We start from the raw sequence: 15,240 nt of genomic DNA on the forward strand, positions 1-15,240 counted from the left end.
TTACAAAATAAAAAGAAGGTTTTAGTATTTATTAAGTGGTAGAAAATCAGAAAAGTTATTTAGAAATTTTATTTAGTAGTAATACTTTAATTTAATATTTTTAATTGACCATAGTTGATATTTTTGGTTTTTGATATAAAATATTAATTTTTATAATGTATTGTATCTTTTTTATTTTTGGAGGATATATGAAAAAATTATTTTTAACTTTAACGCTTGGTTTTACAAGCTTATTGGCTAATGAAAAAATATTAAATATTTACGAAAGTCCCACTTGTGGATGTTGCGATCTTTGGGCTAATTATATGAAAGATAAAGGCTATAAAGTACAAATACACAAAAGTGAAGATTTTTTAAAAATAAAAGAAAAAATGAATATTCAGCCTATGTATCAAAGCTGTCATACTGGCGTGATTGATGACTATGCTATAGAAGGGCATGTTCCTGAAGATGCAGTTGCTTGGCTTTTGGAAAATAAACCTGAGGATGTTATAGGTATTTCTGCTCCTGGTATGCCTCAGGGAAGTCCTGGAATGGAACAAGGTTATGAAGAAGAATATCCTGTAGTTTTGATGCTTAAAAATGGAGATTATAAAATTTATGGGATCTATAAAGGACATAATTTAATCAAGACAAACTAAGCAATTTTGCTTAGTTTATTTTATATATTAATGGTATTCTTATATGAAAAGTTTTTTCATACTGTGGAAAATTCTTAGACGCTATATGTATAGTTTCTAAGGCACTATCGTTCAATAATTCATATTTTGATGGTTTTAATATTTTTAAGTTTAATAGATTTTTATCTTTAGTCCATGTAAATTCTACTAAAATTTCGCCACTCATCCGCATTTTTCGAGCTTGCCTAGGATAAATTAAAGCTTTATCTATAGCTTGCTTAACTTCTTTTAAAAGTTCATTGTTATTAGTTAAAGATATACTTTCTTGAGAATTTATCAGGATGTTTTTTTCTTGAGATGTTATTTTTTGAGATTTTATTTCCTCTTTTAATCGATTTGTTGCTTTAGTATCGGTTGAAGTATTTATTTTTTTAGGTTGAACGATAGGTTTTTCTTTTACTTGTTCTATTTTTTTTATTTTTTCTTGTTTAGATTGTTCGTTTTTTACTTTAGGAGAATCTTGTAAAAATTGTTTTATAGCTATATTAAATTTTTCTTCCTTTGTAGTGTTATGTTGTATATGTAAAAAATTCTTAGTATAAAGAAAAACAAAAAGTAAAGGTAAAAAGATAAATAAAGTAATGAAAAATGATTGATTTTTATGATTACTTATAAAAGTCTTCATCTTTTTTGCTCTGTTAAAATTTGAAAATTTTCATGATTTTTATTTTTTAAAATATCAATAATTTTTACAAAGCTTTCAAATTTTGCTTCTTTATCGCTTTTTAACTCTACCAAGGTTTTAGAATTTATAGTGTCAAAATTTTCTTTTATTTCTTCTATGGAAACTGTTTTTCCATCGATATAAAATTTATTTTCTTTATCGATTAAGATGCTTATTTTGTCTTTATTTTCACTTATGGAATTTGAATTTTCACTTTGAGGTAGATTGATTTTGATTTCACCATGTGCGATAAAAGTGGATATACTTAAAACAATGGCTAGTAAAACAAGCATTATATCTATAAAAGGAATAATATTTAAACCTTCATTTTTTGGCAATTTAAGCATTTTTATCCTTAAAAATACGATATGCATTACTCAAAGTTGATATTTTTCTAAGCAATCCATTATAAGCCATCAAAGAAGGGATGGCAACTAAAATTCCCAAAGCAGTAGCCTTTAAAGCTAGCGATAAGCCAATAACAATAGATTTTACATCAATATTTCCACTTGCTCCCATGTCGTAAAATGTAATCATAATCCCTACTACAGTTCCTAAAAGTCCTACATAAGGAGCGTTAGTGTAAATAATATAAAGCATAGTGATATTTTCACTAATTGCATCATCAAATTTTTCTTGGCATTGATAATCATTTAGTTTAATTTTTCTAAAAAATAAGATGCGTTCTATAGTGCACCATATAGCAATAAATGCCATTAACCCTAAAACAATAAATATAATTAAGTCAATATAAGTTTTTAAAAATTCCATACATCCTCGCTTTAAAAATTTTTGTGATTATATTACTGAAAATTAAATTATTTATTAATAACAATTATCATAATTGATATAATAAATTTATTTTAAATTAATAATTATTATCATAATATTCCAACTTTGAAAATTTTGTTTATTTATGAAAGGAAATAATGAAAAATTATTGCTTGTCAGTTTGTGTTGCTAGTCTTTTGGTCTGTAATGCTTTATCACAAGAAGTTTTATTAGATAGCTCTATAGTGAGTGCTTCGGGATTTTCTCAAGATATCAAAGAAGCTCCTGCTACTATAAATGTGATTGGTAAAAAAGATTTAGAGAGTAAGCCTTATAGAGATGTTGCTGAAGCTATTGCTGATATTCCTGGTGTAGATTTATTTGCTAGTAAGGGAAAAACTGGATCTTATAATATCACCATGAGAGGTATTACCGGATATACTTTAGTTTTGATTGATGGGCGCCGTCAAGGGATAGGTGGAGAAGTAGGACCTAATGGTTTTAATGAGATTTCAAATTCATTTTTACCTCCAATTTCTAGCATAGAAAGAATAGAAGTGATAAAAGGACCAATGAGTACTTTATATGGTTCTGAAGCTTTAGGTGGTGTTGTAAATATCATCACAAAAAAAGTAAGCGATAAATGGGAAACATCAGTTAGTTTAGATAGTATTTTTAATGCACATAAAGAATGGGGCAATACTTATGGCACAAGTATATATTCAAGTGGCCCATTGATGAATGATCGTCTAGGATTAACCTTACGTTTTAGAGAGTTTTATAGGGAGCAATCTAATGTTGAATTTAGTAATGGAAGTGGACAAAGAGTGCAAGGTGATCAGGCTCAAAGTCCTACAAAAGCTAATAATTTTAGTTTAGGAACTAGGTTAAATTACTTAGTAGATGATTATAATACCTTGATATTTGATATTGATTTTTCAAGAAATCACTATGATAATAAAAAAGGCCAACTAGGCACATTAACAAAACCAACAGATAAAAATGATGGCTCTTTAACAGGTGGTTATACAGACACTATGCAAGTGGATAAGTTGGTAACTTATTTAAGTCATGAGGGTGTGTATGAAGATTTTTCGATTACTTCTACCTTGCAGTATAACCGTGTAAGTAACGATGGGCGTGAGGTGGTTGGCCAGGCAAATCAGTCATTTTTAGGGCAAAATAGAGATATAGTTGCTGAAGATATTATCGTAGATACAAGATCAGTTATTCCTTTAGGTCAAAGTCATATTTTAAGCGTGGGTGGTGAATATAGACTTGAAAAAATGCAAGATAAAATCGCTAATCCTACGAATTTTGATCAGTATTTATTAGCTCTTTTTGCAGAAGATGAGTATAGTATAAGAGATGATTTAAGATTTACTTTTGGTGCAAGATATAATTATCATGAAATTTTTGGAAATAATATTTCACCAAGGGCTTATTTGGTTTATAATCCTACTAGCGAGCTTACTTTAAAGGGTGGTGTTTCAACGGGCTTTAGAACTCCATATGCTAATAGATTGATAGCTGGTGCTTATAATTATAGTGGACAAGGTAAGTACCCTATGTATGGAAATCCGAATTTAAAAGAAGAAACATCGCTTAATTATGAATTAGCTGCTGTTTATAATAATGACTTATTTTATATTTCAGCTACTGGGTTTTTGACAAATTTTAAAGATAAAATTTCTAGTCAAAAATTCGACAAAGATAGTATGATTTCGGGTATTGGAAAATGTGAAGCTGATATATGCTATCAGGCGATTAATCATGGCAAGGTTGAGTATAGAGGCATAGAACTTGGAGCTGGGATTACTCCTATAGAGCATTTAAATTTAGATCTAGCTTATACTTATCTTGATAGTGAAATTAAAGATGCGCAAGATAAAACCATGATAGGAAAACCAGAAATTGATAGTCTAAAACACAATATCATGCTAAAAGCAAGTTATAATATCTTTAGTAAATTCACTCCATGGATAAAAGGCGAATGGCAAATAGATCGTTATATGGGTGATACAAATATTAATAGAGAGTATTATCAAGATGTCTTTTTAGCTTCTATGGGTGTGCGTTATGATATTAATAAAAAATGGAATATTAATGCGGCAATTTATAATCTTTTTGATAAAAGTTTTACAAATGATTGGGAGTCTTATAAAAACAAAGGTGAAGATACTTGGGTAAATACTTATAATCGCATAGAAGAAGGAAGAAGAATTTATATTTCAATCAACGGCAGTTTTTAATTTTGTATAGTTGGGGAGCCAAAGAGCTTATTGAGAGCTTCTTTGGTTTCGTCTTTAGGATCGTATTTTTTAGCATCTTTTTTAAAATTTTCAAAATGTTCATTTAAATTCGGAGTACTTTTTATTTCTTGTTTTATAGGAGTTTTGAATATATCTTGTAATTTTTGGGTATCTATAGTTTCTATTTTTTGAATTTTAATTTGTGTTTTTTCTCCAAAAAGTTCATGAAGTAAGACTTTGATTAATTTAAAGCCATTGTTTAGGATTTTTCTATCATCATCTTTAGCATGTGAGCTAATACTTAAAATATCATCTTCAAAGGAAATAAACTGCGTAGTTTTTTTGAAAACTTCAGCTAAATCATAATCTCTTTTGTAAATAGCTTTTAACAAACTTTCATAAGGATTAAGTTTTTCTTCTTTAATTGTTTGTATAGAAAGAATTTCTTGTTGTTTTGGATTTGGTGTGTTATCTTGTTTTGGACTTTTGCTGTAAATAGCTTCATCAATACTTTTTAGATAAGTTGCTTCTATAAGCATGAAAGCCATAACACAAAGTACAAAACTATCATCATCGCTAGAATTTAACATAGTCTTAGCGCGCGAAAGAATTCTAAAAAATCTTTCGTAAATTAACATAGAAAAAAGATTGTTTTTGGCAAAAAATGCTTCTTTTAAAAAAAATATCATCTCATCGATGACATTACTTGCCTCGTAATCTTCAAATTCTTTTAAAAACTCAAGAACTTTATCTTTATCGCTAGCTAAAATGGCTTGATAAAATTCTTCAATTTTAGATGGATCTAAAAAGCCTAGCATCGCAGTAATTTTTTGTGTTTGTATATGATTTTGACAATATACTATGGCTTGATCTAATAAAGTTAGAGTATCTCTTAAAGATCCGTTTCCACTTCTTGCTATGAGTTTTAAAGCTTCTTTTTCATAATTGATATTTTCTTTTTCTAAAATCCACTCAAGATGATTTAAAATATCGTGGATAGAAATTTGCTTAAATCTAAAATGCTGTGTTCTTGAAAGAACCGTAGCAGGAAGTTTTAAAGGGTCAGTTGTTGCTAGTATAAATTTTACATAGCTTGGTGGTTCTTCCAAGGTTTTAAGCAAGGCATTTGCTGCTTGTGGGGTAAGCATATGCACTTCATCGATAATAAAAATTTTAAACCTAGCTAAAGATGGAGCGTATTTAACTTGCTCGATAAGCTCTTGAATATCTTCTAAGCTTCTATGGCTTGCAGCATCCATTTCTATAATGTCTATATTAGAGCCACTGAGTGAAGATAAACATTGAGAACATTCTCCACAAGGGTTAGCACTTGGTCCTTTTTCGCATACTAGGGCTCTTGAAAAAATTCTTGCACTTGAAGTTTTTCCACTTCCGCGTAATCCTGAAAATAAATAAGCATGTGCTAAGCGGTTATTTTCAAGAGCATATTTTAAGCTTGTAGAAACAGTATTTTGTCCTACAAGCTCATTGAAATTTTTTGGTCTGTATTTAACAGCAAGAGCTTGGAGCATTACTACTCATTCATGATGGATAACAACTCTTCATTGCTTTTGGTTTTTAGCATTTTAGAGTATAAGAATTTTAAAGCTTCTATATCATCCATTTGTGAAATAGCTGATCTAATCGCCCAAATTTTTTGAAGTTTTTCAACACCTTGGAGTAATTCTTCTTTTCTAGTGCCTGATTTTATGATGTTAATTGCAGGGTAAATTCTTCTGTCTGAAATATTTCTATCAAGAACGATTTCGCTATTTCCTGTTCCTTTAAATTCTTCAAAAATCACTTCATCCATTCTTGAGCCTGTTTCTATCAAAGCAGTTGCTATAATGGTTAATGAGCCACCATGCTCTATATTTCTAGCTGCACCAAAAAAGCGTTTTGGCTTATGCAAGGCATTTGCATCAACCCCACCACTTAAAACTTTACCACTGCTTGGTGTGGCAGTATTATAAGCTCTTGCTAATCTTGTAATAGAATCAAGTAATATAATGACATCTTTACCTGTTTCTACCATCCTTTTTGCTTTTTCTATAACAAGTTCAGCCACTCTAACATGATTATAGGCAGGTAAGTCAAAAGTAGAGCTAAAAACCTCGCCTTTAACACATCTTTGCATATCTGTAACTTCTTCAGGACGCTCATCTACTAAAAGTACAATCAAATGAGCCTCTGGATGATTTTTAGCAATAGCGGTAGCTAGTTCTTTCATTAACTCAGTTTTACCAGTTCTTGGAGGTGCTACGATTAAGCTTCTTTGACCTTTTCCTATAGGGGCAAATAAATCAAGCATTCTGCCTGTTAATTTTAAAGGATCATATTCTAATTTGATTTTTTCAGTTGGAAAAATTGGAGTAAGATTGTCAAATAAAGGTCTTTCTCTAGCTTCTTTTAATGGAAGATAGTTGATTGCTTCAATTTTTAATAAAGCATAGTATTTTTCTTGATCTTTTGGCTCTCTAACTTGACCAGTAACTATATCTCCTACACGCAGAGCAAATTTGCGAATTTGTGAGTTTGATACATAAGCATCATTTACACTATCGCTTAAATTTGAGTCCATTCCACGTAAGAATCCATAACCTTCAGGCGAAATTTCTAAAATTCCTGTAAAGAGTATAAAGCCACCTTTTTTGGTTTGTGCTTTTAGAATTTCAAAAATAAGATCTTGTCTTCTAAATTCTCTTGGATTTTCTATTTCTGCTTCATTTGCTATTTTTACTAAGCTTTCTAAATCAAGCAACTTTAAATCTTCTATTTTATAACCTTCAACAGGAATGTGTGTTCTTTGGTGTTGTTTCTTTTCTTTTGTATTTTCCATATATCCTCATAAAATGTAGAAAATGTAGTTTTTGTTTTAGTTTATTCAAAAAAGATTTTATTAAAAAAAATACTTTTTTGTCAAATTTTGGAAATTATAATATAGCTTTGTAAATAATTTTTAAAATTGAAAGTTTGAAAAAATGATAAAATATTGTAAAAACTTATAAAGAAAGTATAAAATGAGATGTAAGCATTGCCAATTAAGCTTTAAACAAGAACAAATGATAGAAAAAAATGGAAATTATTTTTGTTGTAAAGGCTGTGAAAGTGTATATGAAATTTTACAAGAGAATAATTTGGAGGAATTTTATGAAAAACTTGGTAATCAAACTTTAACCCCAGTAACAATAGAATATAGTATTAAAGACTATGAAAAATACATACAAAAAACAAAAGAAGGTTTTAGTGAGGTTTTTTTGCTAATAGAAGAAATTCATTGTGCAGCCTGTGTTTGGCTTAATGAAAAAATTCTCATTAAAAGCGAAGGAGTGATAGAGGTTGATATTAATTCTATTACCCATAAAGCTAGAATTGTTTTTGATGAAAAAAGTATTAATCTAGTAAAAATTATCCAAAATATAGAAAGCATAGGCTATAAAGCTAGTGTGTATTTACCTACAAAAAATGAACAAAGAGCAACTCAAACCAAAAGAGATTTTTATGCGAAATTAATAGTTGCTATAGCTTGCGTAATGAATATCATGTGGATATCTGTAGCTAAATATGCCGGGTTTTTTAGTGGTATGGAAGCTGATATTAAAGATATTTTACATTTTGCTGAATTTTTACTTTGCACTCCTGTACTTTTTTACACAGGCTCGATTTTTTATAAAAATGCCTATTATGCTTTGAAATTTAAAAATGTTAATATGGATACTCTAGTAATTAGTGGAGCAAGTTTAGCTTATATATATTCAGTGTGGGCAATGTTTTCAAGAGTTTCACAGGTATATTTTGACTCTGTGGCGATGATTATTTGTTTTGTTTTTATAGGAAAGTATTTAGAGCTTTTAAGTAAGAAAAAAGCCCTTGATACGCTCGATCATTTGAGATCATTTTTAGGTAATGAAGTAAGGGTATTAAAAAATGAAAAAATAGAAAATATTGATGTAGAAGAGGTGCAAATAGGAGATATTATAGAGTTAAAAGAAGGTGATAGGGTTTTAATAGATGGAGTGTGTATTAGTGGTAATATTAGTTTAGATATATCTAGTTTAAGCGGGGAGAGCTTACCACTTGATGTGCAAAAAGATGATATGATTTATTCTGCTTCTTTAGTTTTAAGCGGGAATGCTTTATGTAAGGCAAATGCGCCTTATAAGGATTCTAAATTAGCTAGGATTATTAATTTACTTGAAAATTCAAGTGCTAAAAAAGCCAAAATAGAAAAAATGGTACAGCAAGTAAGTAAGTATTTTTCGCCTATTATTTTAATTTGTGCTTTGTTGTGCTTTGTTTTTACTTTTTTTGTACTAAATTTAGGTTTTGAAGAAGCCATGATACGCATGGTTTCTGTGTTAATTATAGCTTGCCCATGTGCTTTAGCTTTGGCTACTCCGGTAAGTTCTTTAGTAGCAATTAGTGCTGGTTTGAAGGAAAAAATTTTATTTAAAGAAGCAGGTGTTGTGGAAGATTTGAGTAAGTGCAATGTGACTGTATTTGATAAAACAGGGGTTTTAACAAAGGCTAGTTTGGAAGTTAAAAAAAGCTTTTTAGACGAAAGGTTGGATAAAAATGAATTATTAAATTTCTTACATTTAACTAACCACCCAGTGGCTAAAAGTATTTTAAAATTTTTAGATAGAAAAATAGATAGTAGAATAGAATTTGAAAAAGTTCAAAATTTTCAAGCAAGAGGCTATAAAGCCTTTTTAGACAAAGATGAATTTTTAGGAGGAAACGAGAAATTTTTCAAAGAAAATCATATACAAGTGCAAGAATTTCAAACTACGCATTTTATATTTGCTAAAAATAAAACTATATTAGCAGTTTTTGAATTAGAAGATAGTATGAGAGAAAGCTCTGAAGAGTTGATTGAATTTATGAAAGAATGTAAAATGCAAATTTATATATTAAGTGGCGATAATTTAAATGCTGTGAGTAAGGTGGCTGAAAAATTAAAAATAAATAATTTCAAAGCCTCATGCATGCCAGAAGATAAGATGCAAACAATAGCTAGGTTAAATCAAATAGGTAAAGTTTTAATGGTAGGAGATGGAGTAAATGATGCTTTAGCACTTTCTTATGCAGGTGTTGGAGTTTCTTTAAAAGAAGGTTCTGAGCTTGCTATGGAAAATAGTGATATTATATTGTTAAAAAACGACTTGAAAAGCTTGCAAAAGGCTATACAAATAGCTAAAAAAACTTATCAAATTATTAAACAAAATTTAGCTTTTTCTTTATTTTATAATGCCTTGAGCATGCCTTTAGCTTTTTTTGGTTTGATTAATCCTTTAATTGCAGCTTTATCGATGTCTTTTAGTAGTATAATAGTGATTTTAAATGCTTTAAGGATTAAAAAATGAATGGTGTTTTAATGATGATGATAGGTGTTTCTATGGTTGCTTTATTTTTGGCAATTTGTGCTTTACTTTGGGGGATCAAAAATAAGCAATTTGACGATGATTATAAATTTACTACTTTAAATGATAGCGAAGAAGCTTTAAATGATGCAGTAATTTTGGAAAAAAGAAAAAAAGAAGCTTTGGAAAAGAAAAATCAAGAAAAACAGCCATAAAGGCTGTCAAATTATTTTTTTAAGCTCTCGATGTATTCTTCAATTGCTTTAAAATCTGCTTCTGTTAAACCTTTAAGGTTAATCTTCATGATTGCACCTTGGCCATAAGCATTTCTTTTACCTGCTGCATAATCTTTCATGTATTGTAATCTTTCAGCTGCAGTTAAAGTATTTAAAGCAGGAACTTTATTAAGATAAACTTTATCTGCTTTAGCACCATGACATACTGCACATTTTTTATAAAGTGTAGCACCATCCGCAGCAAAAGCTGAAACACTAAGACATGCCAAAGCTGATAAAACAAGTAGCTTTTTCATTGTATCACTCCTATATAAATTGAAAATAAAATGTTTTTAATTATATGCTTTTTTTATTTAAAGTCGCTTAAAAAACTTTTTTACTTGATAAATTATAAAATCTTAAAAAAAATTCATTATAATTTTTTTATGAAAACAAAGGCGTTATTTTTAGATAGAGATGGAATTATAAATATAGATAAAAAATATGTTCATAAGATTAGTGATTTTGAATTTTGTGATGGTATTTTTGAACTTTGTGAATTTTTTCAAAAGCAAAATTTTTTAATTTTTGTAGCTACTAATCAATCAGGTATTGCAAGGGCTTATTATAGTGAAAAAGATTTTGAAATTTTAAGCTCGTATATGCTAGGTGAGTTTTTGAAAAAAGGCATTAAAATAGAAAAAATTTATCACTGCCCACATTTAGAAAATTGTGAATGTCGTAAGCCAAAACCTGGCATGCTTTTAAAAGCACAAAAAGAATTTAATATAGATTTTTCACAATCTTTTTTTATAGGAGATAATTTAAGTGACATGCAAGCTGGAATTAATGCTGGTATAAAAAATCTATTTTTGATTAATGAAAATTATAATGATAATAAAAACTATAAGGTCTTTAAAAATTTAAAAGAACTTTTGTATTATTTAAAGGATAGGAAATGAAAATTGTGATAACAGGTGGAGCAGGTTTTATAGGCTCTGCTCTTGCTCTAGAATTTCAGGATAAACATGAGGTTTTGATTGTGGATAAAATGCGATCAAGTGCTACTTTTGAAAATGGAAATTTAGAAAGTTTTGGTCATTTTAAGAATATTTTAGATTTTGAAGGTGAGCTTTATGTGGGCGATATTAATGATGAAAAAACTTTAAAAGCTATAAAAGCTTTTAAACCTGATGTGATCTTTCATAAGGCTGCAATTTCAGATACAACTGTTTATGATCAAAACAAAGTTTTAAAGACCAATTTAAACACTTTTAAAGATTTTATAGAACTTGCTTTAGAACTTAATGCAAAACTAATCTATGCAAGTTCAGCCTCAGTTTATGGAGATGCTCCAAGCCCGCAAACTGTAAATTTAAGTGAAGCCCCTAAAAACCCTTATGCATTTTCAAAATTAATGATGGATAAATTAGCAAAAAAATACTTTAATAAAATGCATATAGTTGGGCTTAGATATTTTAATGTATATGGCAAGGGAGAATTTTTTAAAAATAGCACTGCTTCTATGATTTTGCAATTTGGACATCAAATTTTAGCGGGTAAAAGTCCGCGTTTGTTTGAAGGAAGTGATCAAATTTATCGTGATTTTGTGTATATTAAAGATGTTGTGAGTGCAAATTTACAAGCTTTAGAAGCAAAAAGTGGAATTTATAATGTAGCTACAGGTAAAGCAAGAACTTTTCAAGATATAGTAGATATTTTGCAAAAAGAATTAAACACTAATTATCCTTGTGAGTATATTCCTAATCCTTACAAAAATTCTTATCAATTCCATACTCAAGCAAAATTAGATGAGAGTTTTTCATATAAAGCTAAATTTAGTCTTGAAGAGGGTGTAAAAGATTATTTAGATGAGATCAAAAGGCTTTATGAAAAGGAAGTAAATGTTTGATTTTTTAAGTTCTAAAAAGCCAAAAATTTTAGTTGTCGGGGATTTTATGGTGGATCATTATATATGGTGTGATTGCACTAGAATTTCTCCAGAAGCTCCTGTAATGGTGATGAAATCACAAAAAGAAGATAAAAGACTAGGTGGAGCTGGTAATGTATATGCAAATTTAAAAAGTCTTGGTGCTGAGGTTTTTGCTCTGGGGCTTGTGGGTGATGATGAGAGTGGGAGGTTTTTAAAAGAGAATTTAAATGCAAAATTATTAGTAGAAAAAGATAGAAAAACCCCTCTTAAGAGTAGAGTTTTATCACATTCTCAGCAAGTTTTAAGACTTGATGATGAGAATGATTTTGATACTAAATTAGAAGATGAAATTATTCAAGAGTATAAAACAATTGCAAAAGATTATGATGCGATTGTTTTGAGTGATTATGCCAAAGGGATTTTAACTTCAAAAGTAACAAAAGCTTTGATAGAGCATGCAAATACTTTAAATTTACCTATTTTGATTGATCCAAAAGGAAGTGATTTTAGCAAATATCAAAATGCAACCTTGCTAACTCCAAATAAAAAAGAAGCTATTCAAGCTTTGAGTGTAGAAAAAATTGATAATTTAGAAAAAGCTTTGAAAAAATTAAAAGATGATTTAAATTTAGCTTATTCTATTATAACTTTATCTGAAGAAGGAATAGCACTTTTTGATGAAAAATTACATATTATTCCCGCAAAAGCTTTGGAGGTTTATGATGTAACAGGAGCTGGAGATAGTGTTATAGCTATGCTTGCTTATGCTTTAGCCTTAAAAGTTGATATTGTAAAAGCATGTGAGTTAGCAAATGATGCAGCAGCTGTTGTGGTAGCAAAAGTAGGAAGTGTGAGTGCAAGTTTAGAAGAGATTAAAAATCTAAAAAAAGCTTCTTTTGAAGATAAAATTAAAAGCAAAGAAGAGCTTGTGAAGTTGATACAAAATCAAAAAGTAGTTTTTGCCAATGGATGTTTTGATATTATGCATTATGGTCATATAAAATACCTTGAAAAAGCTAAAAAACTAGGAGATATCTTAGTTGTGGGTTTAAATTCAGATGAAAGCGTAAAAAGACTAAAAGGAAACTCAAGACCTATAAATTTAGAATTCCAACGCGCATGTGTGCTTGCGAGTATGTATTTTGTAGATTATGTAGTGATTTTTAATGATGATACTCCTTATGAACTGATAGAGTTTTTAAAGCCTGATGTGCTAGTTAAAGGAGCTGATTATAAAGGTAAAGAAGTAGTGGGTTCAAATTTAGTAAAAAAAGTAGAATTAATTGACTTTGAAGATGGATTTAGTACTACTAATATAATTAATAGGATTGCAAATGATAAATAAAATTGAAAAGGAATTTATTCAACATCAAAAAACTTTAGAGCAAAGTTTGAATTTAAAAGAGCAAATTGTTGCAGTTGCTCAAGAATTAAAAGTGTGCTTGAAAAGTGGTGGGAAAATTTTAATTTGTGGAAATGGTGGAAGTGCTGCAGATAGCCAACATTTTGCAGCTGAACTTAGTGGAAGATATAAAAAAGAAAGAAAGGCTTTAGCTGCTATTGCTCTAAGCACTGATACTTCTGCTTTAAGTGCTATAGGAAATGACTATGGTTTTGAATTTGTTTTTTCAAGACAAGTTGAAGCTTTAGCTAGCAATAATGATGTATTGATTGGAATTTCTACTAGTGGAAAAAGCCCAAATGTGATCAAAGCTTTTGAAAAGGCCAAAGAAATTGGCACTAAATGTATAGGACTTAGTGGAAAAGGTGGTGGAGCGATGAATGCATTATGTGAGCATAATATAGTCATTCCAAGCGATGATACGGCTAGAATTCAAGAAATGCATATTTTAATCATACACTGCTTATGTGATTTGATAGAAGAAGAATATTAAGTTTGGGTTATTTTCCCAAACTTAAATAATATTCAATTTGATCTTTTTGTAAAATTCTAATTAAATTTGTACTTCCTGCAACACCTACTGGAAATCCTGCAGTAAGGGTATAAACCCCATCTTTTTTCATAAGGCCTTTTTCAACTCCAAGTTTTACAGAATTGCTTAAAAGTTCTGTTAAATTTTCATGCTTTTCTATCAATATAGCAGGTTGAACTCCCCAAACTATACTTAAAAAATTTAAAGCTTTTTTAGAATGAGTAATAGCTATGATATCCATTTTTGGACGATACCTTGCTGTTTTAACTGCAGAAGCACCACTGCTTGTAATGGTAAAAATTGCATTTGCATTTAAATCAGTTGCTAGTTGTGTGCTTGATTTGGCAATGATATCAGTTTCGTTAAAACATTTAAAATTTTCAAATTTTTCATAAGGATAGTTTTTTTCTGTTTCTATAATGGTTTGAGTCATAATATCAACCGCATTTGCCGGATCAATCCCCACTGCACTTTCTTCGCTAAGCATAACCGCATCAGTGCCATCAAGTACAGCATTAGCAACATCTGAAATTTCAGCTCTTGTGGCAGTTTTTGATTTTGCAAGCGAAAAAAGCATTTGAGTAGCAGTGATTACAGGCTTATTGGCCTCATTAGCTTTTTTAATGATGAGTTTTTGTATATTTGGCACTCTATAATAAGGCACTTCAATGCCTAAATCTCCTCTTGCTACCATTATACCATCGCTGCTATTTATAATTTCATCGATATTTTCAACAGCATCAAATTTTTCTATTTTTGCAAAAATAGCAATTTTGGCATTATTTTCATCAAGTATTTTTTTAACTTCATCAATATCATGAGCATTTTGCACAAAAGATATAGCTAAAAAATCAACATCGTTTTTAATGCCCCATGCAAGATCGTCTTTATCTTTTTGAGTTATAACATCGATATTGATTTTTGTATTTGGAAAGTTAATTCCTTTATTTGAACTAAGCACCCCGCTATTTTCTACTTGGGTTTGGATAAAATCTTTTTCAACTTGTATAACTTTAGTTTTAATAGAGCCATCACAAAGATAGATGTATTCTCCCACTTTTAGCATAGAAAGAATTTCGGGATGATTAATACAGACTTTATAATGTTCATTAGAAAGTTTTTCGCCTTCAAAAGTATCTTTGTAGAAGTCTAGTCTATCTCCACTTTTTAGCTCAAAAGCTTCTAGAATTTTTAAGGTTCTAATTTTTGGCCCGCTAATATCTTGTAAAATTCCAATCCTTGCATTAAGTTCAGCTGCTACTTTTCTAATGGTGGCTAGATTTTGACTATGATATTCATGAGTTCCATGTGAGAAATTTAAGCGAAAAACATTCACTCCATTAATAATCATTTGTCTTATTGTAGTTTCATTTTCACTTGCTGGCCCAATTGTTGCGACTATTTTTGTTTTTTTTAACATTTCCTATC

The 15,240-nt window shown here is 29.6% G+C and carries 15 protein-coding genes; 8 read left to right on the forward strand and 7 right to left on the reverse strand.

Annotated features, from left to right (window positions below; genetic code table 11):
* Window positions 1-188: 188 nt before the first annotated feature.
* A complete protein-coding gene (locus L8X97_RS06720; RefSeq protein WP_220567152.1) occupies window positions 189-641 on the forward strand; it encodes a DUF411 domain-containing protein in 453 nt (150 codons plus the stop codon).
* Between the two features lie 10 nt (window positions 642-651).
* Here the strand turns inward: L8X97_RS06720 and L8X97_RS06725 are convergent, their stop codons facing one another.
* Genes L8X97_RS06725 through exbB form a run of 3 tightly spaced genes read right to left on the reverse strand, consistent with a single transcriptional unit; the run spans window position 652 to window position 2,115 of the window.
* The gene (locus tag L8X97_RS06725; protein WP_263659790.1) at window positions 652-1,305 is read right to left on the reverse strand and encodes an energy transducer TonB; all 654 of its coding nucleotides are present in this window, start codon (window positions 1,303-1,305) and stop codon (window positions 652-654) included.
* Window positions 1,302-1,691, reverse strand: a complete 390-nt coding sequence (gene exbD, locus L8X97_RS06730; protein ID WP_133319845.1) for a TonB system transport protein ExbD — start codon at window positions 1,689-1,691, stop codon at window positions 1,302-1,304. The genes L8X97_RS06725 and exbD overlap by 4 nt, the downstream gene beginning before the upstream one ends.
* The gene (exbB, locus tag L8X97_RS06735; RefSeq protein ID WP_133319846.1) at window positions 1,684-2,115 is read right to left on the reverse strand and encodes a TonB-system energizer ExbB; all 432 of its coding nucleotides are present in this window, start codon (window positions 2,113-2,115) and stop codon (window positions 1,684-1,686) included. The genes exbD and exbB overlap by 8 nt, the downstream gene beginning before the upstream one ends.
* 158 nt (window positions 2,116-2,273) lie before the next feature.
* Here exbB and L8X97_RS06740 point away from each other — a divergent pair, with 158 nt between their 5' ends.
* Window positions 2,274-4,367, forward strand: a complete 2,094-nt coding sequence (locus L8X97_RS06740; RefSeq protein WP_263662914.1) for a TonB-dependent receptor domain-containing protein — start codon at window positions 2,274-2,276, stop codon at window positions 4,365-4,367.
* Here L8X97_RS06740 and L8X97_RS06745 read toward each other — a convergent pair.
* Window positions 4,364-5,899 carry a DNA polymerase III subunit gamma/tau gene (locus L8X97_RS06745; protein ID WP_263659792.1) on the reverse strand — a complete coding sequence of 512 codons (1,536 nt, stop codon included), beginning with the start codon at window positions 5,897-5,899 and terminating at the stop codon, window positions 4,364-4,366. The two genes, L8X97_RS06740 and L8X97_RS06745, sit on opposite strands and share 4 nt — an antisense overlap.
* Before the next feature lie 2 nt (window positions 5,900-5,901).
* The gene (gene rho, locus L8X97_RS06750) at window positions 5,902-7,206 is read right to left on the reverse strand and encodes a transcription termination factor Rho (RefSeq protein ID WP_039617780.1); all 1,305 of its coding nucleotides are present in this window, start codon (window positions 7,204-7,206) and stop codon (window positions 5,902-5,904) included.
* A gap of 181 nt (window positions 7,207-7,387) precedes the next feature.
* Here rho and L8X97_RS06755 point away from each other — a divergent pair, with 181 nt between their 5' ends.
* Window positions 7,388-9,733, forward strand: coding sequence for a heavy metal translocating P-type ATPase (locus tag L8X97_RS06755; protein WP_263662916.1), 2,346 nt, complete (start codon window positions 7,388-7,390; stop codon window positions 9,731-9,733).
* Window positions 9,730-9,945, forward strand: a complete 216-nt coding sequence (locus tag L8X97_RS06760; RefSeq protein WP_133319850.1) for a cbb3-type cytochrome oxidase assembly protein — start codon at window positions 9,730-9,732, stop codon at window positions 9,943-9,945. Before L8X97_RS06755 ends, L8X97_RS06760 begins: the two co-directional genes overlap by 4 nt.
* A gap of 11 nt (window positions 9,946-9,956) precedes the next feature.
* On the opposite strand, the gene L8X97_RS06765 is transcribed toward L8X97_RS06760, so the two are convergent.
* Window positions 9,957-10,262, reverse strand: a complete 306-nt coding sequence (locus L8X97_RS06765) for a c-type cytochrome (protein WP_133319851.1) — start codon at window positions 10,260-10,262, stop codon at window positions 9,957-9,959.
* Window positions 10,263-10,391: 129 nt separating this feature from the next.
* Here L8X97_RS06765 and L8X97_RS06770 point away from each other — a divergent pair, with 129 nt between their 5' ends.
* The 4 genes from L8X97_RS06770 to gmhA are packed head-to-tail and all read left to right on the forward strand — an operon-like array spanning window position 10,392 to window position 13,773.
* On the forward strand, window positions 10,392-10,907 hold the full coding sequence (locus L8X97_RS06770; RefSeq protein ID WP_263659794.1) for a D-glycero-alpha-D-manno-heptose-1,7-bisphosphate 7-phosphatase: 516 nt from the start codon (window positions 10,392-10,394) through the stop codon (window positions 10,905-10,907).
* The gene (gene rfaD / locus L8X97_RS06775) at window positions 10,904-11,857 is read left to right on the forward strand and encodes an ADP-glyceromanno-heptose 6-epimerase (protein ID WP_263659795.1); all 954 of its coding nucleotides are present in this window, start codon (window positions 10,904-10,906) and stop codon (window positions 11,855-11,857) included. Before L8X97_RS06770 ends, rfaD begins: the two co-directional genes overlap by 4 nt.
* Complete coding sequence (rfaE1, locus tag L8X97_RS06780) at window positions 11,850-13,223, forward strand: D-glycero-beta-D-manno-heptose-7-phosphate kinase (protein WP_263662918.1); 1,374 nt, start codon at window positions 11,850-11,852, stop codon at window positions 13,221-13,223. The genes rfaD and rfaE1 overlap by 8 nt, the downstream gene beginning before the upstream one ends.
* Window positions 13,213-13,773 carry a D-sedoheptulose 7-phosphate isomerase gene (gene gmhA / locus L8X97_RS06785; RefSeq protein ID WP_263659797.1) on the forward strand — a complete coding sequence of 187 codons (561 nt, stop codon included), beginning with the start codon at window positions 13,213-13,215 and terminating at the stop codon, window positions 13,771-13,773. Before rfaE1 ends, gmhA begins: the two co-directional genes overlap by 11 nt.
* Before the next feature lie 7 nt (window positions 13,774-13,780).
* On the opposite strand, the gene pyk is transcribed toward gmhA, so the two are convergent.
* Window positions 13,781-15,232, reverse strand: a complete 1,452-nt coding sequence (gene pyk, locus L8X97_RS06790) for a pyruvate kinase (protein ID WP_133319856.1) — start codon at window positions 15,230-15,232, stop codon at window positions 13,781-13,783.
* Window positions 15,233-15,240: the final 8 nt, after the last annotated feature.

Source organism: Campylobacter sp. CNRCH_2013_0671h (genome assembly GCF_025773055.1).
Classification (GTDB): Bacteria; Campylobacterota; Campylobacteria; order Campylobacterales; family Campylobacteraceae; genus Campylobacter_D; species Campylobacter_D lari_D.